The organism is Stenotrophomonas sp. Y6 (genome assembly GCF_022436665.1).
GTDB classification, from domain to species: Bacteria; Pseudomonadota; Gammaproteobacteria; order Xanthomonadales; family Xanthomonadaceae; genus Stenotrophomonas; species Stenotrophomonas acidaminiphila_A.
On sequence record NZ_JAKUKB010000003.1, the window covers coordinates 416,237 to 435,542 of the forward strand.

The 19,306-nt window shown below is 71.7% G+C and carries 19 protein-coding genes and 1 tRNA gene; 18 read left to right on the top strand and 2 right to left on the bottom strand.

The genetic code is table 11. The features are described from left to right. Positions 1–26 precede the first annotated feature (26 nt). The 7 genes from MKP15_RS05360 to thrC all read left to right on the top strand — a co-directional run bounded on the left by MKP15_RS05360 (position 27) and on the right by thrC (position 7,188). Positions 27–103 (top strand) — tRNA-Arg (locus MKP15_RS05360). 52 nt (positions 104–155) lie between these two features. Then, complete coding sequence (locus tag MKP15_RS05365) at positions 156–857, top strand: AraC family transcriptional regulator (RefSeq protein ID WP_240212021.1); 702 nt, start codon at positions 156–158, stop codon at positions 855–857. Between the two features lie 83 nt (positions 858–940). Beyond that, the gene (locus MKP15_RS05370) at positions 941–1,873 is read left to right on the top strand and encodes a DMT family transporter (RefSeq protein ID WP_161613724.1); all 933 of its coding nucleotides are present in this window, start codon (positions 941–943) and stop codon (positions 1,871–1,873) included. Positions 1,874–2,165: 292 nt separating this feature from the next. Further along, positions 2,166–2,297: a hypothetical protein gene (locus tag MKP15_RS16960; protein WP_275692472.1), complete on the top strand. Its 132-nt coding sequence runs from the start codon at positions 2,166–2,168 to the stop codon at positions 2,295–2,297. An 88-nt stretch (positions 2,298–2,385) separates the two neighbouring features. Beyond that, positions 2,386–4,896 carry a bifunctional aspartate kinase/homoserine dehydrogenase I gene (gene thrA, locus MKP15_RS05375; RefSeq protein ID WP_240212022.1) on the top strand — a complete coding sequence of 837 codons (2,511 nt, stop codon included), beginning with the start codon at positions 2,386–2,388 and terminating at the stop codon, positions 4,894–4,896. An 11-nt stretch (positions 4,897–4,907) separates the two neighbouring features. After that, the gene (locus MKP15_RS05380; protein WP_240212023.1) at positions 4,908–5,843 is read left to right on the top strand and encodes a homoserine kinase; all 936 of its coding nucleotides are present in this window, start codon (positions 4,908–4,910) and stop codon (positions 5,841–5,843) included. Between the two features lie 46 nt (positions 5,844–5,889). Beyond that, positions 5,890–7,188 (top strand): threonine synthase, encoded by a 1,299-nt coding sequence (thrC, locus tag MKP15_RS05385; RefSeq protein ID WP_240212024.1) that lies wholly within the window; start codon positions 5,890–5,892, stop codon positions 7,186–7,188. Between the two features lie 135 nt (positions 7,189–7,323). On the opposite strand, the gene MKP15_RS05390 is transcribed toward thrC, so the two are convergent. Both MKP15_RS05390 and MKP15_RS05395 read right to left on the bottom strand, forming a co-directional pair. Continuing rightward, positions 7,324–7,767: a hypothetical protein gene (locus tag MKP15_RS05390; protein WP_104938946.1), complete on the bottom strand. Its 444-nt coding sequence runs from the start codon at positions 7,765–7,767 to the stop codon at positions 7,324–7,326. A gap of 89 nt (positions 7,768–7,856) precedes the next feature. After that, on the bottom strand, positions 7,857–8,615 hold the full coding sequence (locus tag MKP15_RS05395; RefSeq protein WP_161613729.1) for a helix-turn-helix domain-containing protein: 759 nt from the start codon (positions 8,613–8,615) through the stop codon (positions 7,857–7,859). 109 nt (positions 8,616–8,724) lie between these two features. On the opposite strand from MKP15_RS05395, the gene hisS reads away from it, so the two are divergent. From hisS to MKP15_RS05450, 11 genes are all read left to right on the top strand, one after another. After that, complete coding sequence (hisS, locus tag MKP15_RS05400; protein ID WP_161613730.1) at positions 8,725–10,131, top strand: histidine--tRNA ligase; 1,407 nt, start codon at positions 8,725–8,727, stop codon at positions 10,129–10,131. A gap of 123 nt (positions 10,132–10,254) precedes the next feature. Continuing rightward, positions 10,255–10,581, top strand: coding sequence for a YerC/YecD family TrpR-related protein (locus tag MKP15_RS05405; RefSeq protein WP_161613731.1), 327 nt, complete (start codon positions 10,255–10,257; stop codon positions 10,579–10,581). A gap of 10 nt (positions 10,582–10,591) precedes the next feature. Continuing rightward, the gene (gene hisG, locus MKP15_RS05410) at positions 10,592–11,503 is read left to right on the top strand and encodes an ATP phosphoribosyltransferase (RefSeq protein ID WP_240212025.1); all 912 of its coding nucleotides are present in this window, start codon (positions 10,592–10,594) and stop codon (positions 11,501–11,503) included. Beyond that, entirely contained in the window at positions 11,500–12,795 is a 1,296-nt protein-coding gene (gene hisD, locus MKP15_RS05415; RefSeq protein ID WP_161613733.1) for a histidinol dehydrogenase, read from the top strand. The genes hisG and hisD overlap by 4 nt, the downstream gene beginning before the upstream one ends. Beyond that, a complete protein-coding gene (gene hisC, locus MKP15_RS05420) occupies positions 12,792–13,874 on the top strand; it encodes a histidinol-phosphate transaminase (protein WP_240212026.1) in 1,083 nt (360 codons plus the stop codon). Before hisD ends, hisC begins: the two co-directional genes overlap by 4 nt. Then, complete coding sequence (gene hisB, locus MKP15_RS05425) at positions 13,871–14,944, top strand: bifunctional histidinol-phosphatase/imidazoleglycerol-phosphate dehydratase HisB (RefSeq protein WP_240212027.1); 1,074 nt, start codon at positions 13,871–13,873, stop codon at positions 14,942–14,944. The genes hisC and hisB overlap by 4 nt, the downstream gene beginning before the upstream one ends. Beyond that, a complete protein-coding gene (hisH, locus tag MKP15_RS05430; RefSeq protein ID WP_240212028.1) occupies positions 14,941–15,543 on the top strand; it encodes an imidazole glycerol phosphate synthase subunit HisH in 603 nt (200 codons plus the stop codon). The genes hisB and hisH overlap by 4 nt, the downstream gene beginning before the upstream one ends. Further along, a complete protein-coding gene (gene hisA / locus MKP15_RS05435) occupies positions 15,540–16,274 on the top strand; it encodes a 1-(5-phosphoribosyl)-5-[(5-phosphoribosylamino)methylideneamino]imidazole-4-carboxamide isomerase (protein ID WP_240212029.1) in 735 nt (244 codons plus the stop codon). The genes hisH and hisA overlap by 4 nt, the downstream gene beginning before the upstream one ends. Further along, positions 16,268–17,044, top strand: coding sequence for an imidazole glycerol phosphate synthase subunit HisF (gene hisF, locus MKP15_RS05440; protein WP_240212030.1), 777 nt, complete (start codon positions 16,268–16,270; stop codon positions 17,042–17,044). The genes hisA and hisF overlap by 7 nt, the downstream gene beginning before the upstream one ends. Next, positions 17,034–17,669 (top strand): bifunctional phosphoribosyl-AMP cyclohydrolase/phosphoribosyl-ATP diphosphatase HisIE, encoded by a 636-nt coding sequence (gene hisIE / locus MKP15_RS05445; protein ID WP_240212031.1) that lies wholly within the window; start codon positions 17,034–17,036, stop codon positions 17,667–17,669. The genes hisF and hisIE overlap by 11 nt, the downstream gene beginning before the upstream one ends. Before the next feature lie 104 nt (positions 17,670–17,773). Then, complete coding sequence (locus MKP15_RS05450; protein WP_240212032.1) at positions 17,774–19,300, top strand: calcineurin-like phosphoesterase C-terminal domain-containing protein; 1,527 nt, start codon at positions 17,774–17,776, stop codon at positions 19,298–19,300. Positions 19,301–19,306 lie beyond the last annotated feature (6 nt).

Consider the following 19,306-nt stretch of genomic DNA (forward strand, 5'->3'; position numbering starts at 1 on the left):
GCGGCATGCCACAATACGCGTCCGCAGGCCCCGTAGCTCAGCTGGATAGAGCGGTCCCCTCCTAAGGGACAGGTCGCACGTTCGAATCGTGTCGGGGCCGCCATTGATCCGCCTGCCGCGCGATGCCCGCGGCGCTCCCTGCGCAGACCGCCCGCATGTCCGCCAGCGCCAGCACCCCCCATCTGCGTCGCTATCTCCGGCCCACCGGGCTGGAATGCCACGACCATGCGCAGTGGGTGTTGCCGGTGCGCGGCGAGCTGCCGTTCGAGGTGGGTGGCGCCGGTGGCCACCTGGACCGTTTGCTGGGCGCCTTCGTCGCGCCCGGGCAGGCACACGACCTGGACGTGCTCGGCGACAACTGCTGCCTGGTCGTCGATTGTGCGCCAGGGGTGCTCGACGACGACACGCTCGAACACCTTTACCGCCGCCCCTGGCTGGCGCTGCCGGCGGGCATGCGCCAGCGCCTGCAGGGATTGCCTGGCAGCCGCGCCCTGGGCGACCCGCTGCCGCACCTGCTGCGGCATTTCGCCCCGGCCGGCAGTGGCGCGCGGTTGCAGGGCGTGTGCGGCGCGGTGGTGGCCGCGCCGGGGCTGGACTGGTCGGTGGCGCGCATGGCGGCCCTGGCCGGGGTCGGTTGCAGCCGCCTGCACGCGCTGTTCGTGCGCGAGTTCGGGCTGCCGCCACTGGCCTGGGTCAGCGCCGCGCGGCTGCGCTGGGCCAGGCGGCAACTGCTGTGCAGCGACGCCAGCATCAGCGACATCGCCCAGCGCGCCGGCTATTCGGAGCACAGTGCGTTCACCCGTGCGCTGCGTCGCGAGAGCGGGCGCACGCCACGGCAATGGCGGGCCCGGCAGTAGTCCGGGTCAAGACGCGGCCCGCCGCGGTGCCTACACTGCGCGCCGTTCTCCAGGGCAAGGGTGCGGCAGGCGTGAATCGTTCGATGAGTGTCGGGATCGCCAACGGCGTGGCTTCCGGGGCGCTGTGGGGCGTGGTGTTCCTGGCCCCGGCGGTGCTGTCCGGGTTCGCGCCGCTGCAGCTCGCGGCCGCGCGCTACCTGGTCTACGGCGCCCTGGCGCTGCTGTTGCTGGTGCCGCGCTGGCCGGCCCTGCGTTCGCGCATCGGGCGTACCGAATGGACCGCGCTGGCCTGGCTCAGCCTGCTGGGCAACCTGCTGTATTACGTGTTGCTGTCGGTTTCGGTGCAGTGGAGCGGTGGCGCGGCGGCATCGCTGATCGTGGGCATGGTGCCGGTGCTGGTGGCGGTCACCGCCGCGCGCGAACCGGGCGCGGTGCCACTGTCGAAGCTGGCCCCGGCGCTGGCGCTGTGCGTGGCCGGGGTGGTGCTGATGGGCTGGGCGGCGATGGCGTCCTCGCACGTGCATGCCAGTACCGGGCGGCGCCTGGTCGGCCTGCTGTGCGCGGTGGGCGCGCTGCTGTCGTGGACGGTGTATTCGGTCGGCAATGCGCGCTGGCTGGCACGCTGCCCGGAGGTGTCCGGGCATGACTGGTCGTTGTTGACCGGTGTGGCCACCGGCGCGTTGGCCCTGCTGGTGGCGCCGCTGGCATTCGCCGGGGGCGGGCAGGGCCGTCCGGCCGCCGAGTGGGGCCTGTTCTGGCTGGTTGCCGCGGCGGTGGCGGTGCTGGCCTCGATCCTTGGCAATGCCTGCTGGAACCGCGCCAGTCGTGCGCTGCCGCTCAGCCTGGGCGGGCAGATGATCGTGTTCGAGACGCTGTTCGGCCTGCTTTACGGCTTTCTCTGGCAGCAGCGCTGGCCGTTGCCGCTGGAGCTGCTGGCGGCCGGCTGCCTCCTGGCCGGCGTGGTGCTGGCCGCGGCCGCGCACCGGCCCGCGGCCGAGGCGCTGGCACAGCACTGACGGCGCCACGACCCGGGCGCAGGTGCGCGTTCCGCGCAGATCCGGCGGGTGCCGTGCCGGCGGGGGCGCCACCCGGGCGCAGCCGTGCACCCGTCGCAGGGCAGGGCCCTGCGGCCACTCCGGTGTCCGGGTGCGGCTTTTGCCGGTGCTTGCAGGCCTGATGGCCGATGATCGGCGTTGATGACATTTGCAACCGATGCATGCGTGTTCGCCGACGATCCTTGCAAGTGGTGTTTTGCATCGCAGCACTTGACAGCGCATTCATCGCTGGTGTCCTCTTGGTCGCATGCACATGCCGTCGCCCTTCGTCGCCATCGACCCGCCGCCCGCAGGCGCGCTGCCGGGCGATCGCGGCGGCCTGTCCATTACCACCACCACCATTACCGTCACCACTCGCCCGGTGCGGCCCGTCGTCTTCGCGTAATTTCCGAAAACCACGGCCCCGCACCCGGATCAGGATGCGGGGGCTCCCATCCTGATGCGTGTCGGGGCCTCCAGCCGAGGTCCATCCGATGTCGTCAGTTGCCGCTCCGCTCCCCGCTTCCGCTCCCGCCACCGACGCTGTCGTCCGCAGCGTGGTCCATAAATTCGGCGGCACCTCGGTGGCCGACGCCGACCGCTACCGCCATGTGGCGCGGCTGCTGCTGGCGCGCGACGAGGACCTGCAGGTCGCCGTGGTGTCGGCGATGAAGGGAGTGACCGACGCACTGATCGACCTGGCGCGGTCGGCAGCGGCCGCCGACGCCGGCTGGGACGAGCGCTGGCATGAGCTGCGCGCCCGCCACCGTGCCGCGGCGGTGTCGCTGCTGGCCGAGAACGCCGGGCCGACCATCGAGTGGCTGGACGCGCGCTTCAACCGCCTGCGCGAGATCCTGGCCGCGTTGGCGGTGATCGGGGAGCTGCCCCGGGAAGTGCTGGACCGCGTGCAGGGCCTGGGCGAGGTGTTCTCGGCACACCTGCTCGGCCATCACCTGCAGGCGCTGGGCGAAGACGCCGACGTGCTGGACGCGCGCGAGGTGCTGGTGGTCGACCACGGCGAGCTCGGGGTCGACGTGGACTGGAAGGCCAGTGCCGCCAAGCTGGCGCTGTGGCGCGACGCGCACCCGGCGCGGCGGCTGGTGGTCACCGGCTTCGTCGCCCGCGACCGCCGGGGCAACATCACCACGCTTGGCCGCAACGGCAGCGATTTTTCCGGGGCGATCTTCGCCGCGCTGTTCGCCGCCGACGAGCTGCACATCTGGACCGATGTGGACGGCGTCCTGTCGGCCGACCCGCGGGTGGTGCCCGAGGCCGTGCAGCTGGAGGCGCTGAGCTACGACGAGGCCTGCGAGCTGGCCTATTTCGGCGCCAAGGTGGTACACCCGCAGACCATGTCCCCGGCGATCGAGCGCGGCCTGCCGATCATCATCCGCAACACGTTCCACCCCGAGCATCCGGGTACCCGCATCACCGCGGTCAGCGCCGGCAGGGGGCCGATCAAGGGGCTGACGCTCAGCCCCGAGCTGGCGGTGCTGAACGTCGAGGGCACCGGCCTGATCGGCGTGCCGGGCACCGCCGAGCGCGTGTTCGCGGCGCTGCGCAACGCGCATGTGTCGGTGGTGATGATCTCGCAGGGCTCGTCCGAGCATTCGATCTGCTGCGTGGTGCGCCAGGCCGAGGCGGCGCGCGCCCGCGATGCGCTGGTGCAGGCGTTCTCGCACGAACTGGCCGCCGGCCAGGTGCAGCGGGTGCAGCTGACCGAGGGCGTGAGCGTGCTGGCCGCGGTGGGCGACGGCATGGCCGGCCAGCCGGGCGTGGCTGCGCGCCTGTTCGAGGCGCTGGGGCGGGCGCAGGTCAACATCCTGGCCATCGCCCAGGGCTCGTCGGAGCGCAATATCTCCGTGGCCATCGATGCCGGCGACGCGACCAAGGCGCTGCGCGCCGCGCATGCCGGATTCTGGTTGTCGCCGCAGACCTTCTCGGTCGGGGTGATCGGCCCGGGCAACGTCGGCGCTGCGCTGCTGCAGCAGCTGCACCTGGCGCAGCCGCAGTTGCTGGCGCGGGCAAAGCTTGACCTGCGCCTGCGCGCGGTGCTGTCGCGCAACCGCATGCTGCTGGACGCACGCGGCGTGCAGGGCGACTGGAAGGCCGCGTTCGAGGCCAGCGCCGAGCCGGCCGACCTGGACCGCTTCACCGAGCACCTGCTGTCCGCGCGCCTGCCGCACACCCTGGTCATCGACTGCAGCGGCAGCGCGGACGTGGCCGACCGCTATGCCGGCTGGCTGGCCGCCGGCATCCACGTGGTCACGCCCAACAAGCAGGCCGGTTCCGGCCCGCTGGCGCGCTACCAGGCGATCCGCGAGGCGACCACCGCCACCGGCGCGCGTTTCCGTTACGAGGCGACCGTGGGGGCCGGGTTGCCGGTCATCACCACCCTGCGCGACCTGGTCGATACCGGCGACGAGGTGACGGCGATCGCCGGCATCTTCTCCGGCACCCTGGCCTGGCTGTTCAACAAATACGACGGCAGCGTGCCGTTCTCGCAGCTGGTCGCGCAGGCGCGGGCGATGGGCTACACCGAGCCGGATCCGCGCGACGACCTGTCCGGGGTGGACGTGGCGCGCAAGCTGGTGATCCTGGCGCGCGAGGCTGGGCACGCGCTCAGCCTGGAGGACGTGGCGGTGGAGGGCCTGGTGCCCGCGGACCTGCAGCAGGGCGGCGTGGAAGCCTTCATGGCGCGCCTGCACGAGGTCGATGCCGGCTTCGACCAGCGCCTGGCCGACGCCCGCGGGCGCGGCAATGTGTTGCGCTATGTCGCGCGTTTCGAGCCCGGGCAGCGGCCCACGGTCGGCCTGGTCGAACTGCCCGGCGATCATGCCTTCGCCAATCTGCGCCTGACCGACAACGTGGTGCAGTTCCGCACCCGCCGCTACTGTGACAATCCGCTGGTGGTGCAGGGGCCGGGCGCTGGCCCGGAAGTGACGGCCGCCGGGGTGTTCGCCGACGTGCTGCGGGTGGCTGCGGGGGAGGGGGCGCGACTGTGAGCAGGCAGGCAATGCAGTCCGCCGCCGGCCGGGACGAGGCGCGCGCCTTCGCCCCGGCCTCGGTGGCGAACGTGGCGGTCGGGTTCGACCTGCTCGGCTATGCCGTGGCCGGTGTCGGCGATACGGTGACGGTGCGCCGCATCGACGCCCCGGAGGTCCGCATCGCGGCGATCCGCGGCACCGCCGTGGACCTGCCCAGACAGGCGGCGGCCAACACCGCCGGCGCGGCGCTGATCGCGCTGCGGCAGGCACTGGCGCTGCCGTTCGGGTTCGAGATCGAGATCGACAAGGGCATTCCGCTCAGTTCCGGCATGGGCGGCTCGGCGGCCTCGTGCGTGGCCGCGCTGGTCGCGGCCAATGCGCTGCTGGATGCGCCGTTGGGCCGGGACCAGCTGTACCTGCATGCGCTCGACGGCGAGGCCGTGGCCAGTGGCAGCCGCCATGGCGACAACCTCGGGCCGATGTTCCTGGGCGGACTGGTGCTGTCCACCCTGGAGCGGCTGGTGCCGGTGCCGGTGCCGGCGCACTGGCACAGCCTGCTGGTGCATCCGGACGCGCAGCTGGAAACCCGGCGCGCGCGCGCGGCGCTGCAGGGAAGCTATGCGCTCGGCGAATTCGTCGCGCAGAGCACCAACCTGGCGCTGGTGTTGGCCGGTTGCCATGCCGGCGACGCCGGACTGGTCCGCGCCGGCCTGCGCGACGTGCTGGTGGAGCCGCGCCGTGCCCCGCTGATCGCCGGCTTCGGCGCCGCCCAGCAGGCGGCACTGGCGGCCGGCGCCATGGGCGCCAGCATTTCCGGCGCCGGCCCCAGCGTATTCGCGTGGTTCGAGAGCGCCGATGCCGCGCAGGCGGCCGCACCGGCGGTGCAGGCCGCTTTCGCCGCTGCCGGCTTCGACAGCCAGAGCTGGGTGACGCCGCTGCACAGCCCCGGCGCGCGCCTGCTTTGAACTCCCGCCCTCCCGCGTGGGGGCGCCTTCACGGAATCCTTTTCCCATGCACTTCATCTCCACCCGCAACAACGCGCCCGCCGCCACGCTCAGCCAGGCCATTGCCGCCGGACTGGCGCCCGATGGCGGGCTTTACGTGCCGCAGCAGATGCCGGCGGCGCGCTCCCTGCAGGCGGGCGCTTCGCTGGCCGATACCGCATCCACGCTGCTGCAGCCGTTCTTCGCCGGCGACGCGCTGGAAGCGGAGCTGCCGCGGATCTGCGCCGAGGCCTTCGATTTCCCCGCGCCATTGCGCCGCCTGGCCACCCGCAACGATCACGTGCTCGAGCTGTTCCACGGGCCCACGGCCGCGTTCAAGGACTTCGGCGCGCGTTTCCTGGCCGCCAGCCTGGCGCGGCTGCGTGCCGGCCACGAGCGCCCGTTGACCATCGTGGTCGCGACCTCCGGCGACACCGGCGCGGCCGTCGCCGCCGCGTTCCATGGGCAGCCCGGGCTGGAGGTGGTGGTGCTGTACCCGGACGGACGGGTGTCGCCGCGCCAGGCGCACCAGTTGGGCTGCCTGGGCGGCAACATCCGCGCGCTGCGCGTGGCCGGCGCGTTCGACGATTGCCAGGCCATGGTCAAGCAGGCGTTGAACGACCCCGAGCTGCAGGCGCGGGTGCCATTGAGCTCGGCCAACAGCATCAGCCTCGGCCGCCTGCTGCCGCAGATGGCGTACTACGCCCACGCGGCGCTGGCCCACCAGGCCGCACAGGACACGCTGCTGAACGTCGTCGTCCCCACCGGCAACCTCGGCAACGCCATGGCCGCGGTCATGGCGCGTGCGCTGGGCGTGCCGTTGGGCCGCATCGTGCTGGCCACCAACGCCAACCGCGTGCTGCCGGACTACTTCGCCGGTGCCGCTTACCAGGCCCGTACCAGCGTGGCCACGCTGGCCAACGCCATGGATGTCGGCGCGCCCAGCAACTTCGAGCGGCTGCGCTGGCTGCATGCCGGCGACGACGCCGTGCTGCGTGCCCAGTTCGTCGCGCGCGCGGTCGATGACGACGCCATCGCCGACACCATCGCCACGCGCCACCAGCGGCATGGCGAGGTGCTGTGCCCGCATACCGCTACCGCGGTGCGGGTGCTGGAGCAGCTGCGCGCCAGCGGCGAGGCTGCCGCGCACGAGCACTGGGCGGTGGTGGCGACGGCGCATCCGGCCAAGTTCGAGGCCGTGGTCGAGCCGCTGATCGGCCGCGAGGTGGCGGTGCCGCCGGCACTGGCCGAACTGCTGCGGCGCCCGGCCCAGGCCGAGCCCTGCGCGCCGGAGTACGCCGCGCTGCGCGACGCGCTGCTGCGCTGATGCGTGCGGTCGTCGCGTTGTCCACAGCGGATGTGGAGCGTGGCGAGGAAAGCCTGTGGACAAGTGCCCGCCGCGCCAGCGGCGGCGGGCGTTGGCCCCGGTGTGGCGAAAATGGCGCCAGGCTGGCCCGTGGCCTCAGGCGGCGCGCGGACGCGGCAGGCGGCCGGCCGGACGGTGCCGGTTGCGCCCCGACAGGCCCAGCAGCCAGGTCGCCACCGGCAGCGCAGCCAGCATCAGCAGCCAGCCGGCGATGACGAAGCCCCCGGCCGCGAACACCGGCAGCCCGGCCGCCGCCGTGAATGCGGTGGCGAACGTCAGCGTCGCCAGCGCGCAATGAAAGCGCAGCCGCTCGCGGCCCAGTCGCCGCAGCAGCCACGCCGCGGGCAGCGCGAGCAGTACGTTGAGCACGAAGTCCTGCACGGTCAATGCGGCGTACCACGCGTTGCCGGACAGCCCGGCCTGTGCGAGCCGGGTGGGGAGCGTGTTATGGGCGGCGATGGCCGGCCAGGCGTTGAGGACCAGCAGCATGAAACCAATGCCGATGGCGATCGAGAGCAGTGTGGCGATAGGGCGCGACATGAGGCCTCCCGGGTCAGCCGCCGGCGGTGGCGCGGCGGTCGCGCCCAGCTTGCAGGGCCGGGGCGGGGGACGTCAAACGCCGTCCGGGCTCAGCCCAGGTCGTCGTTGGCCAGCGTCTGCAGGCCGGTGAAATCGAGGATCTCGACCACGTTCAGCTGCGGCAGGGCGATCAGCCCCTGCTGGCGCAGCTTGGTGAAGGTGCGGCTGACCGTTTCCATGGTCAGGCCCAGGTGGTCGGCGATGTCGCCGCGGCCCATCGGCAGCGCCACGCGGTTGCCGACCTGGCCCAGCGCGGCCTCGCGCGCGGCCAGTCGCAGCAGGAAGTCGGCCAGCCGTTCCGGCGGCTGCAGCCGCGCCAGCGCCAAGGCATTGTCCTGCGCGGCATCCAGTTCCTGGCAGGCGCGTTGCAGCAGCTTGCGCTCCAGGTGCGGGTAGCGCTGGCGCAGGTCGCGCATCTGCGTGGTCGGCACCCGGCATACCCGGCTGTCGGCGATGGCCTCGATGTCGTAGCGGTGGTGGTCGCTGCCGCTCAGGCCGACGTAGTCGCCGGGCAGCACGAAGCCGTTGACCTGGCGGCGGCCATCGGCCAGCGTGCGCACCAGCCGCAGCGCGCCCTCGGTCACCGTGAACACATGCGCGCGCGGCTCGCCACTGCGGGCCAGGGTGGCCCCCATCGGCACCGGCATGGAGGTGGTGATCTGCTCCAGTGCCCGCACCTCGTCGCAGGACAGTGCCGAGCACACCGACAGGTGCCGCACCGAGCAGTGCAGGCACTCGCGCGCGCCGCTTCCATCGGAAACGGGGGGCGGTACGGAGTTTGGCTCGGAACCGGGGACGGACCGGGTCATGGCGTCGCAGCGGGGGAGGTGGGCGCATGATACTTCATGCGGTCGGCGCGGGCGGCGTGGCGCTAGAATTGGCGTCCGCTCACCCCCACTGTTTGCAGGAGTTTCGCCCGTGATCAAGCCCCGTACCCCGCCCGGCATCATGGAATTGCTGCCGCGCGAGCAGATTGCGTTCCAGCGCATGCTGGACGTCATCCGCCGCAACTACGAGCGCTTCGGGTTCCTGCCGGTGGAGACCCCGGTGTTCGAACTGTCCGACGTGCTGCTGACCAAGTCCGGCGGCGAGACCGAGCGCCAGGTCTATTTCGTGCAGTCCACCGGGGCCCTGGCCAACGCCGCCGGGTCGGCCGACAAGGGCCTGCCGGAGATGGCGCTGCGCTTCGACCTGACCGTGCCGCTGGCGCGCTACGTGGCCGAGCACGAGCACGAGTTGACCTTCCCGTTCCGCCGCTACCAGATGCAGCGGGTCTACCGTGGCGAGCGCGCCCAGCGCGGCCGGTTCCGCGAGTTCTACCAGTGCGACGTGGACGTGATCGGCAAGGACACGCTGAGCATCCGCTACGACGCCGAGGTGCTGGCGGTGATCCATGCGGTGTTCTCCGAGCTGCGCATCGGCCGCTTCGCGGTACAGCTGAACAACCGCAAGCTGATGCGCGGCTTCTTCGAGGCCCAGGGCGTGTCCGACCCGCAGCAGCAGGCGCTGGTGCTGCGCGAGGTCGACAAGCTCGACAAGCGTGGCGCCGATTACGTGCGCGACACCCTGGTCGGCCCGGATTTCGGCCTGCCGACGGCCGCGGTGGAGCGCATCCTCGCCTTCGTCGAGGTGCGCTCGCAGTCGCATGCCGACGCGTTGGCCCGGATCGACGCGGTGCTGGCCGAGGCCGGTGCCGCCGCCAGCGAATCGCTGCGCAGCGGCGCCGCCGAACTGCGCGAGGTGCTGGAACTGGTGCGGGCGCTGGGCGTGCCGGAGGACGCCTACTGCCTGAATTTCTCCATCGCCCGCGGGCTGGATTACTACACCGGTACCGTCTACGAGACCACGCTGCTGGAGCACCCGCAGATCGGCTCGATCTGCTCGGGTGGCCGCTACGAGGACCTGGCCAGCCACTACACCAAGAGCCGGCTGCCGGGCGTGGGCATTTCCATCGGCCTGACCCGGCTGTTCTGGCAGCTGCGCGAGGCCGGTTTGATCGAAGGCATCGCCGAGAGCAGCGTGCAGGCCATGGTGGCGCTGATGGACGAGGCGGCGATGCCGCAGTCGCTGGACATCGCCCGCCGCCTGCGCGCCGGCGGCATCAATACCGAAGTGCAGATGGAGCCGAAGAAGATCGGCAAGCAGTTCCAGTACGCGGCCAAGGCCGGCATCCGCTTCGTGGTGCTGGCCGGCGACGACGAGCTGGCGCGCGGCGTGGTCGCGGTCAAGGATTTGTTGCGCGAACAGCAGTTCGAAGTCGCCCGCGACGAGCTGGCGTCCACGCTGCAGGTGGAGCTGGAGCAGACCCGGGCGATGGCGCGCTGAGCGCCGCGCAAGCTGAACCGAAGGCCCCGCATCGCGGGGCCTTCTGCTTTCCAGGGGGCGCCGGCGTTTGACCCGGCGCCCTTTTTTGGACTAATGTACTAGCACGCTATTACATTGGTACGTATGAAACCGCGCCCCGACTCCGACCGCGAAAAGGCTTCCGACGCTTCCCTCAGGGCGCTGGCGCGCGCGTTCGCCGCACTGGAACGGCCGCAGGACGTGCAGGCGTTCCTGCGCGACCTGTGTACGCCGGCCGAGCTGGAGGCGATGGCCGACCGCTGGCGGGTGGTGCCGTTGCTGCGCAAGGGCGTGCCGTATCGCGAGATCTACGACCTGACCGGGGTGAGCGTGACCACCATCGGCCGGGTCGCGCGCTCGCTCGAGCATGGCGCCGGCGGGTATGCCGTCGCCATCGAGCGCCTGTCCGCGCGCAAAGCCGAATCCAACTGAGACAAGACCCATGAGTGCTTCCTCCTCCGCGCCGGCCCGCGACCGGCTGCGCATCGCCATCCAGAAGAGCGGGCGCCTGGCCGACCCGGCGCGCAGCCTGCTGGCCGCCTGCGGGCTGAGCTGGCGGCAGAGCCGCGACAAGCTGTTCTGCTTTGGCGAATCGCTGCCGGTGGACCTGCTGCTGGTGCGCGACGACGATATCCCCGGACTGATCGCAGACGGCGTCTGCGACCTGGGCGTGGTCGGACTGAATGAACTGGACGAGCAGGCCAAGGCGCGCCGCCAGCTGGGCCTGGCCGATGCCTACCAGCCATTGCGCGGCCTGGGCTTCGGCCAGTGCCGGCTGATGATCGCCGTGCCCGACGACTGGGAGTGGCAGGGCGTGGCGCAGTTGTCCGGCAAGCGCATCGCCACCAGTTACCCGGCCATCCTGGCCGCCTGGTTGCGGGACAAGGGCGTGGACGCGCAGGTGGTGGAGCTGTCCGGCTCGGTGGAGATCGCGCCCAGGCTGGGCACCGCCGACCTGATCTGCGACCTGGTGTCCAGCGGCGCCACGCTCGCGGCCAACCAGCTCACGCCGGTGGAGACGCTGCTGGACAGCGAGGCGGTGCTGGCCGGCCCGGTGCGTGAACTGGACGACGCCCGCGCCGGGCTGATGGCGATGCTGCTGCGCCGCCTGGACGGCCTGAGCAAGGTGCAGGACCGCAAACTGCTGATGTTCTCGGCCGCCGAGGAGCGCGTGGACGCGCTGGCGCGGCTGCTGCCCGACGCCGAACCGCTGCTGCGGCTGCCCGGCGATGGCGGCGCGGTGCGCCTGCAGACCATGTGCAACGGCGCGCTGAGCTGGCAGCGGCTGGAGGAACTGGAGCGCGCCGGTGCGCAGGGGCTGATGGTGCTGGCGGTGGAGAAGTCGCTGGCATGAACATCCTTGACTGGAATGCACTGGATGCCGACGCCCAGGCGCGCGCGCTGACCCGGCCGGCGCAGGCCGTGGCCACCCGGACCCGCGCCGCCGTCGCGGCCTTGATCGAGCAGGTCCGCGAGGGCGGCGATGCCGCGCTGCGCGACATCACCGCGCGCCTGGACGGGGTGACGCTGGAGCGCTTCGAGGTGAGCGAGGCCGAGTTCGCCGCCGCCGAGCTGGCGGTGCCGGCGGAACTGCGCATCGCCATGCAGCAGGCGGCCACGCGCATCGACACCTACCACCGGGCGGGCATGGCCCAGCCGTACTCGGTGGAAACCGCACCGGGCGTGGTCTGCGGCAAGGTCATCCGGCCGATCGCCCGCGTCGGCCTGTACGTGCCGGCCGGCAGCGCGCCGTTGCCGTCGACCGCGCTGATGCTGGGGGTGCCGGCGAAACTGGCCGGTTGCCGCGAGGTAGTGCTGTGCACACCGCCGCGCCGGGATGGCTCCGCCGACCCGGCGGTGCTGGTGGCCGCGCGCCTGACCGGCGTGCACCGGGTCTACAAGATCGGCGGCGCGCAGGCGATCGCGGCGATGGCCTGGGGTACCGCAACCGTGCCGTCCTGCGACAAGCTGTTCGGCCCCGGCAACGCCTACGTCACCGAGGCCAAGCAGCAGGTGGCGCAGGCTGGCGCCGCCGCCATCGACATGCCGGCGGGGCCTTCGGAAGTGCTGGTGATCGCCGATGCCGGCGCCAACCCGGCGTTCGTCGCCGCCGACCTGCTGTCGCAGGCCGAACATGGCCCCGATTCGCAGGTGCTGCTGCTCAGTGACGACGCCGCGCTGATCGCCGCGGTGCGCGGGGAAGTGGAACGGCAGGTGGCGCGGCTGCCGCGCGAGGCCATCGCCCGCCAGGCGCTGGCGGCCTCACTGCTGCTGCAGGTCGCATCCATCGAACAGGCGTTCTCCATTTCCAACCGCTACGCGCCCGAGCACCTGATCCTGGCGCTGCGCCAGCCGCGCGACTGGCTGGAGCGGGTCGAGGCGGCCGGTTCGGTGTTCCTGGGCGACTACACGCCCGAAGCGCTGGGCGATTACTGCTCGGGTACCAACCACGTGCTGCCCACCGCCGGCGCCGCACGCGCCTACAGCGGGGTCAGCGTGGCCAGCTTCCAGAACCAGATCAGCGTGCAGGCCGCCAGCGCGCAGGGCATTGCCGGCATCGGCCCGTGCGCGCTGGTCATGGCCCGCGCCGAAGGGCTGGACGCGCACGCCAACGCGGTCGCGCTGCGGCTGGAGGTGGCGCCATGAGCGGCGTGCTCGACCTGGTGCGCGAGGACCTGCGCGGCTTCGCCGGGTATGCGTCCGCGCGCAGCACCCGGCTGGAGGGCGAGATCTGGCTCAATGCCAACGAATCGGCGTGGCCCAACCCCGGCGATGCCGGCGGGCTGTGCCGGCGTTATCCGGAGCCGCAGCCGCAGGCGCTGCGCGAGCGCCTGGCCACGCTCTATGGCTGTACGTCCGAGCAGTTGCTGGTCGGGCGCGGCAGCGACGAGGCCATCGACCTGCTGGTGCGCGCGCTGTGCGTGCCCGGCCGCGATGGCGTGCTGTATACGCCACCGGTGTTCGGCATGTACGCGGTCAGTGCGCGGCTGCAGAACGCGCCGGCGCTGGAAGTGCCGCTGCGCGACGACGAGGCCGGCCTGGTGCCGGACATCGAGGCCATCATCGCCACCGCCAAGCAGGGCAACGCGCGGCTGGTGTTCCTGTGTTCGCCCTCCAATCCCGGCGGCCGGAGCATCGCGCTGGCGCAGGTCGAACAGGTGGCCGTGGCCCTGCGCGGGCAGGCGCTGGTGGTGGTCGACGAGGCCTATGCCGAGTTCGCCGACGAGCCTTCGGCGGCAAGCCTGCTGCCGCGCCATGACAACATCGCCGTGCTGCGCACGCTGTCCAAGGCGCATGCGCTGGCGGCCGCGCGGATCGGCTGCGTGATCGCCGATGCCAGCCTGATCGCAGTGCTGCGCCGTTGCCAGGCGCCCTATCCGATACCGGCGCCATGCACGGCGCTGGCCTTGGAGGGGCTGTCCGACGCGGCGCTGGCGCGCACGCGCGAACGCATCGCCGTGGTACGCGCCGAGCGCGAGCGCCTGGGCGCCGCGCTGGCACGCCTGCCCGGCGTGCGCCGGGTGTACCCGTCCGACGCCAATTTCCTGCTGGTGCGCCTGGTCGATGCCGAAGCCGCGTTCCAGCGGTTGCTGGTCGCCGGGGTGGTGGTGCGCGACCAGCGCGGCGCGCCGCAGCTGCACGACGCGCTGCGCATCACCCTGGGTACCCCTGAACAGAACGCGCGCGTACTGGGCGTGCTTGCCACGCTGGAGTCCGCACCATGACCCCCATCCTGTTCGTCGACCGCGATGGCACCTTGATCGAGGAGCCGGCCGATTTCCAGATCGACGCCTACGAGAAGATCCGTTTCGTCAGGAATGTGATCCCGGCGATGCTGCGCCTGCGCGATGCCGGCTACCAGTTCGTGATCGTCTCCAACCAGGACGGGCTGGGCAGCGACAGCTACCCGCAGGCCAGCTTCGACGGCCCCAACGACCTGATGCTGCAGATCTTCGCCAGCCAGGGCATCGTGTTCCGCGACGTACTGGTGGACCCGAGCTGGCCGGCCGACAACAGCCCCAACCGCAAGCCGGGCATCGGCATGATGCTGCCTTACCTGCAGGACCGCTCGATCGACTGGGCGCGCTCGGCGATGGTCGGCGACCGGCCCACCGACATCCAGTTCGCGGACAACATGAAGATCCGGGGCTTCCAGCTGCGCACCCCGCAGTTCGGCGGCGACTGGGACTGGGACGGCATCGCCCATGAACTGGCCGATGCGCCGCGCCGCGCCGTCGTGCAGCGCGACACCAAGGAAACCCGGATCCGCGTGGCCGTCGATCTGGACAGGGTGGCGGCGTCGACGATCGACACCGGCCTGCCGTTCTTCGACCACATGCTCGACCAGATCGGTCGCCACGGCGGTTTCGCCCTGGAGGTGCAGGCACGCGGCGACCTGCATATCGACGAGCACCACACCATCGAGGACACCGGCCTGGCCCTGGGGCAGGCGCTGCGCGAGGCGCTGGGCGACAAGCGTGGCATCGGCCGTTACGGCTTCACCCTGCCGATGGACGAAACCCTGGCCAGCGCCGCGCTGGATTTCAGCGGCCGCCCGTATTTCGTGTTCGACGGCGCGTTCAGGCGCGAACGGGTGGGCGACATGCCCACCGAACTGGTACCGCATTTCTTCCGCTCGCTGTGCGATGCGGCCGGCCTGAACCTCAACCTCAAGGTCGAAGGCGACAACGACCACCACAAGGTCGAAGCCTGCTTCAAGGCGCTGGCGCGCGCGCTGCGCCAGGCGATCCGCCGCGAAGGCACCGAGCTGCCCTCGACCAAGGGGGCGTTGTGAGCACGGTCGGGCTGATCGACGCCGGCGGCGCCAACCTCGGCTCGGTGCGTTATGCGCTGGAACGGCTGGGCATGGCGGTGCGCATGGTGCGCGAGCCTTCCGACCTTGCAGGCACCTCGCGGGTGATCCTGCCGGGCGTCGGTGCCGCGGCAGAGGGCATGCGCCGGCTGCACGCGCAGGGGCTGGTGCAGCCGCTGCGCGACCTGCAGGTGCCGCTGCTGGGCATCTGCCTGGGCATGCAGCTGCTGTTCGAGGGGTCCGAGGAGGGCGGGGTGGACTGCCTGGGGCTGTTGCCCGGGGTGGTGCGGCGCCTGCACCCGGCGGTGGGCGTGCGGGTGCCGCACATGGGCTGGAACAAGCTGCTTGCGCTGCGCGAGTCGCCGCTGCTGGACGGCGTGACACCCGGCGCCAGCGCCTATTTCGTGCACAGCTACGCCGCACCGGTCACCTCCGATACCGTGGCCGCGTGCCACCACGGTGGACTGTTCACCGCGGTGGTGCAGCGCGGCCGCCTGTGCGGCGCGCAGTTCCATCCCGAGCGTTCGGCCGGGCCGGGCGCGCGCATCCTGCGCAATTTCATCGAGACCGATTTTCCATGAGCTTTACCGTCTATCCCGCACTCGACATCCGCGACGGCCAGGTGGTGCGCCTGCTGCAGGGCGACTACGCGCAGCAGACGACCTATGGCGACGACCCGTTGCCGCGCGCGCAGGCCTTCGCCGCCGCCGGCGCGCAATGGATGCACCTGGTCGACCTGGATGCCGCCCGCGCCGGTGGCTACACCCTGGCACCATTGCTGTCACGCATCGCCACGAGCACCGCTTTGCACGTGCAGACCGGCGGCGGCGTGCGCGACCGCGACGACGTGGCGCGGATTCTCGACGCGGGCGCCAGCCGCGTGGTGATCGGCTCGCTGGCGGTACGCGAGCCGGCGCGGGTACTGGCCTGGCTGCAGGAATTCGGCGCCGAGCGGCTGACGATCGCGCTGGACACGCGGCAGGGCGATGACGGCGTGTGGCGCCTGCCGGTGCATGGCTGGACCGAGACCGCCGACGTGACCCTGGACGAACTGGCCGTGCGCTATGCACAGGCCGGCATGCGGCACCTGCTGTGCACCGACATCGCCCGCGATGGCATGCTGTCCGGCCCCAACCTAGGGCTGTACGCCCACCTGTCGCGGTTGTTGCCCGGGGTGGCGGTGCAGGCCTCCGGCGGCGTGCGCGATGTAGATGACGTCGCCGCTGCCCGCGCCGCTGGCTGTGCCGGCGCGGTGCTGGGCAAAGCGCTGCTCGAGGGCCGGATGCGGCTGCAGGAGGCGCTGGCATGCTGAGCCGCCGCATCATCCCCTGCCTGGACGTGCGCGATGGCCGGGTGGTCAAGGGCGTGCGTTTCCGCGACCACGTCGACATGGGCGACATCGCAGAGCTGGCGCTGCGCTACCGCGACCAGGGCGCCGACGAACTGGTGTTCTACGACATCTCCGCCAGCCCCGAGGGACGCTCGGTGGACCGCGCCTGGATCGAGCGCGTCGCGCGCCTGATCGACATTCCGTTCTGCGTGGCCGGCGGCATCCGCGACGTGGAAACCGCGCGCGGCATCCTCAACGCCGGTGCCGACAAGATATCGATCAATACCCCGGCGCTGGAGCGGCCGGCGCTGATTGGCGAACTGGCCGGCGCGTTCGGCCAGCAGTGCGTGGTGGTCGGCATCGATTCCATCCGCGAAGCCGATGGGCAGTGGCGCGTGCGCTCGTATACCGGCGACCCGGCGCAGACCCGCGACGAGGCGCGGCTGACCCTGGACTGGCTGCGTGAGGCGCAGCAGCGCGGCGCCGGCGAGATCGTACTCAACTGCATGGACAGCGATGGTGTGCGCAAGGGCTACGACATCGCCCAGCTGCGCCAGGCCCGCGCCCTGTGCAGCGTGCCGTTGATCGCCTCCGGCGGCGCCGGGACACCGCGCCATTTCGCCGACGTGTTCGAGCAGGCCGACGTCGATGGCGCCCTGGCCGCCAGCGTGTTCCACTCCGGCGCCATCACCATCCCGGAACTCAAGCGCTTCCTGCGCGAACAACAGATCGAGGTGCGCGATGTCTATTGAGAAACCGTTCGACCCGGCCGCGCTGGACTGGGACAAGGTCGGCGGGCTGCTGCCGGTCATCGTGCAGGACGCGGCCACACTGCGCGTACTGATGCTCGGCTACATGGACCGCGCCGCGCTGGACCGGACCCTGCGCGACGGCAAGGTCACCTTTTTCAGCCGCAGCAGGCAGCGCCTGTGGACCAAGGGCGAGACCTCGGGCCACCACCTGGAACTGGTGGCCATCCGTACCGACTGCGACGGCGATGCCCTGCTGGTCACGGCGCACCCGCACGGGCCCACCTGCCACACCGGCAGCAGCAGTTGCTTCGGCGATGCGCCGGGGCAGTTCCTGGGCGCGCTGGACGCGCTGGTGCGGCAGCGCGAGCACGACCGCCCGCTCAACAGCTATACCACCAAGCTGTTTGAGAAGGGCACCCGCCACATCGCGCAGAAGGTGGGCGAGGAAGGCGTGGAGACGGCGCTGGCCGGGGTGGTCCAGCACGACGACGAGTTGTTGGGCGAGTCGGCCGACCTGCTGTTCCACCTGATCGTGCTGCTGCGCGCGCGCGGGCTGTCGCTGGACGACGCGGTGGCGGTGCTGGCGCAGCGCCACGCCAAGGCGGCGGAGAAGGCGGCGCGCTGAGTGATGCGGCCGCCGCGGCGGAGCGCCCGGGCGGCCTGGCGCCATGCGCGCGGCGCATGACGGCGCGATAATGCCGGCCTGTCCGTTCGCCTGACGAGGCTTGCATGCGCCATTACCTGTTCGCCGGCCTGCTGCTGGCCTGTGCGCCGCTGACCGCGGCCGCGTCCTGCGTGGAGGGGGCGGTGTTCGACGATGCCAACGGCAATGGCGTGCGCGACCCCGGCGAACAGCCGCTGCCGGGCATCCGTGTGTCCGACGGCGAGCACATCGCGCTCACCGGCCGCGACGGCCGCTACCGCCTGCCGGATTCGGCGCAGCCCACGGTGTTCGTCATCAAGCCTGCGGGCCGTCGCGCCGCGGCGCGCGCCGACGGGCTGCCGGACATCTGGCGCCCGCGCGCGGGCGAGACCGAAGGCGGGCAGTGCCGGCCGTTCGCGCTGGTGCCGCAGCCGGACGCGCCGGCCAGCTTCCAGGCGCTGGTGATGGCCGACAGCCAGACTTCCAGCGCGCTGGACGTGGACTACTTCGAGCGCGATATCGTCGCGCCGCTGCGCGGCCGTCACTCAGCGCGGCTGGGCATGACCCTGGGCGACATCAGCAACGACGATCCGGCGCTGTACCCGTTGCTGGTCAAGGCGGTGACCTCGCTCGGGGTGCCGTGGCTGCACGTGCCGGGCAACCACGACATGGACCTGGGCGCGCGCAGCGATGCCGCGTCGCTGGACAGCTTCCACCGCCAGCTCGGCCCGGATACCCATGCCTGGGAAGAGCCGTCGATGGTGTTCATCGGCCTGGACGACGTCGTCGCCCAGCCGGGGCAGAAGCCGGCATATGTCGGCGGCCTGCGCGAGGACCAGTTCGCTTTCCTCGAGCGCTACCTGCCGACCGTGCCCAAGGACCGGCTGGTGGTGCTGGGGCTGCATATTCCGCTGTTCGACCACGCGTTCCGCGCCGCGGACCGCGCGCGCCTGTTCGCGTTGCTGGAGCAGGTGCCGCACCCGCTGGTGCTCAGCGGCCACACCCACAACCAGAACCAGGTGTTCTGGAACGCGGCGCAGGGCTGGAACGGCGCGCGGCCGCTGCACGAGTACAACGTGGGTGCCGCCTGCGGTGCGTTCTGGTCGGGAGTGAAGGACGCGCAGGGCATCCCCGACACCACCATGTCCGATGGCACGCCCAATGGCCACGGCCTGCTCAACGTGCAGCCGCAGGGCCGCTACAGCGTCGAGTACCGGGTCGCGCGCGCGCCCGAGGACGAGCAGATCGCGCTGCATGCGCCCAAGGTGCTGCGCCGCGGCGCGTATCCGGCGTGGGGCGTGTACGCCAACGTCTACATGGGCCATGACGGCCTGCCGGTGGAATTCCGCGTCGACGCCGGCGACTGGCAGCCGATGAAACGCGTCGAGCAGCCCGACCCACGGCTGCTGGCCGAGAACGTGGCCGACGACCAGGCCGACAGCCTGCGCGGCTATGACCGCTCGCCCGAAGCCACGCCGTCCACGCACCTGTGGCGCGCGGCGTTGCCGACCCGGCTGGAGGTGGGCGAACACACGGTCGAGGTACGCACCACGCTCAACGGCCGCGAGTACCGCAGCCGCACGACCTACCATCTGCAGGATGCGAGCCCCTGAGCGCGG

Coding starts and splice junctions, on each gene's coding strand:
- MKP15_RS16960 (WP_275692472.1), top strand. CDS start 2,166: ATGCCGTCGCCCTTCGTCGCCATCGACCCGCCGCCCGCAGGCGCGCTG.
- MKP15_RS05450 (WP_240212032.1), top strand. CDS start 17,774: ATGCGCCATTACCTGTTCGCCGGCCTGCTGCTGGCCTGTGCGCCGCTG.
- MKP15_RS05395 (WP_161613729.1), bottom strand. CDS start 8,615: ATGACCCGGTCCGTCCCCGGTTCCGAGCCAAACTCCGTACCGCCCCCC.
- thrA (WP_240212022.1), top strand. CDS start 2,386: ATGTCGTCAGTTGCCGCTCCGCTCCCCGCTTCCGCTCCCGCCACCGAC.
- MKP15_RS05405 (WP_161613731.1), top strand. CDS start 10,255: ATGAAACCGCGCCCCGACTCCGACCGCGAAAAGGCTTCCGACGCTTCC.
- MKP15_RS05365 (WP_240212021.1), top strand. CDS start 156: ATGTCCGCCAGCGCCAGCACCCCCCATCTGCGTCGCTATCTCCGGCCC.
- MKP15_RS05370 (WP_161613724.1), top strand. CDS start 941: ATGAGTGTCGGGATCGCCAACGGCGTGGCTTCCGGGGCGCTGTGGGGC.
- MKP15_RS05380 (WP_240212023.1), top strand. CDS start 4,908: ATGCAGTCCGCCGCCGGCCGGGACGAGGCGCGCGCCTTCGCCCCGGCC.
- hisD (WP_161613733.1), top strand. CDS start 11,500: ATGAACATCCTTGACTGGAATGCACTGGATGCCGACGCCCAGGCGCGC.
- hisC (WP_240212026.1), top strand. CDS start 12,792: ATGAGCGGCGTGCTCGACCTGGTGCGCGAGGACCTGCGCGGCTTCGCC.
- hisG (WP_240212025.1), top strand. CDS start 10,592: ATGAGTGCTTCCTCCTCCGCGCCGGCCCGCGACCGGCTGCGCATCGCC.
- hisA (WP_240212029.1), top strand. CDS start 15,540: ATGAGCTTTACCGTCTATCCCGCACTCGACATCCGCGACGGCCAGGTG.
- hisF (WP_240212030.1), top strand. CDS start 16,268: ATGCTGAGCCGCCGCATCATCCCCTGCCTGGACGTGCGCGATGGCCGG.
- hisB (WP_240212027.1), top strand. CDS start 13,871: ATGACCCCCATCCTGTTCGTCGACCGCGATGGCACCTTGATCGAGGAG.
- MKP15_RS05390 (WP_104938946.1), bottom strand. CDS start 7,767: ATGTCGCGCCCTATCGCCACACTGCTCTCGATCGCCATCGGCATTGGT.
- thrC (WP_240212024.1), top strand. CDS start 5,890: ATGCACTTCATCTCCACCCGCAACAACGCGCCCGCCGCCACGCTCAGC.
- hisIE (WP_240212031.1), top strand. CDS start 17,034: ATGTCTATTGAGAAACCGTTCGACCCGGCCGCGCTGGACTGGGACAAG.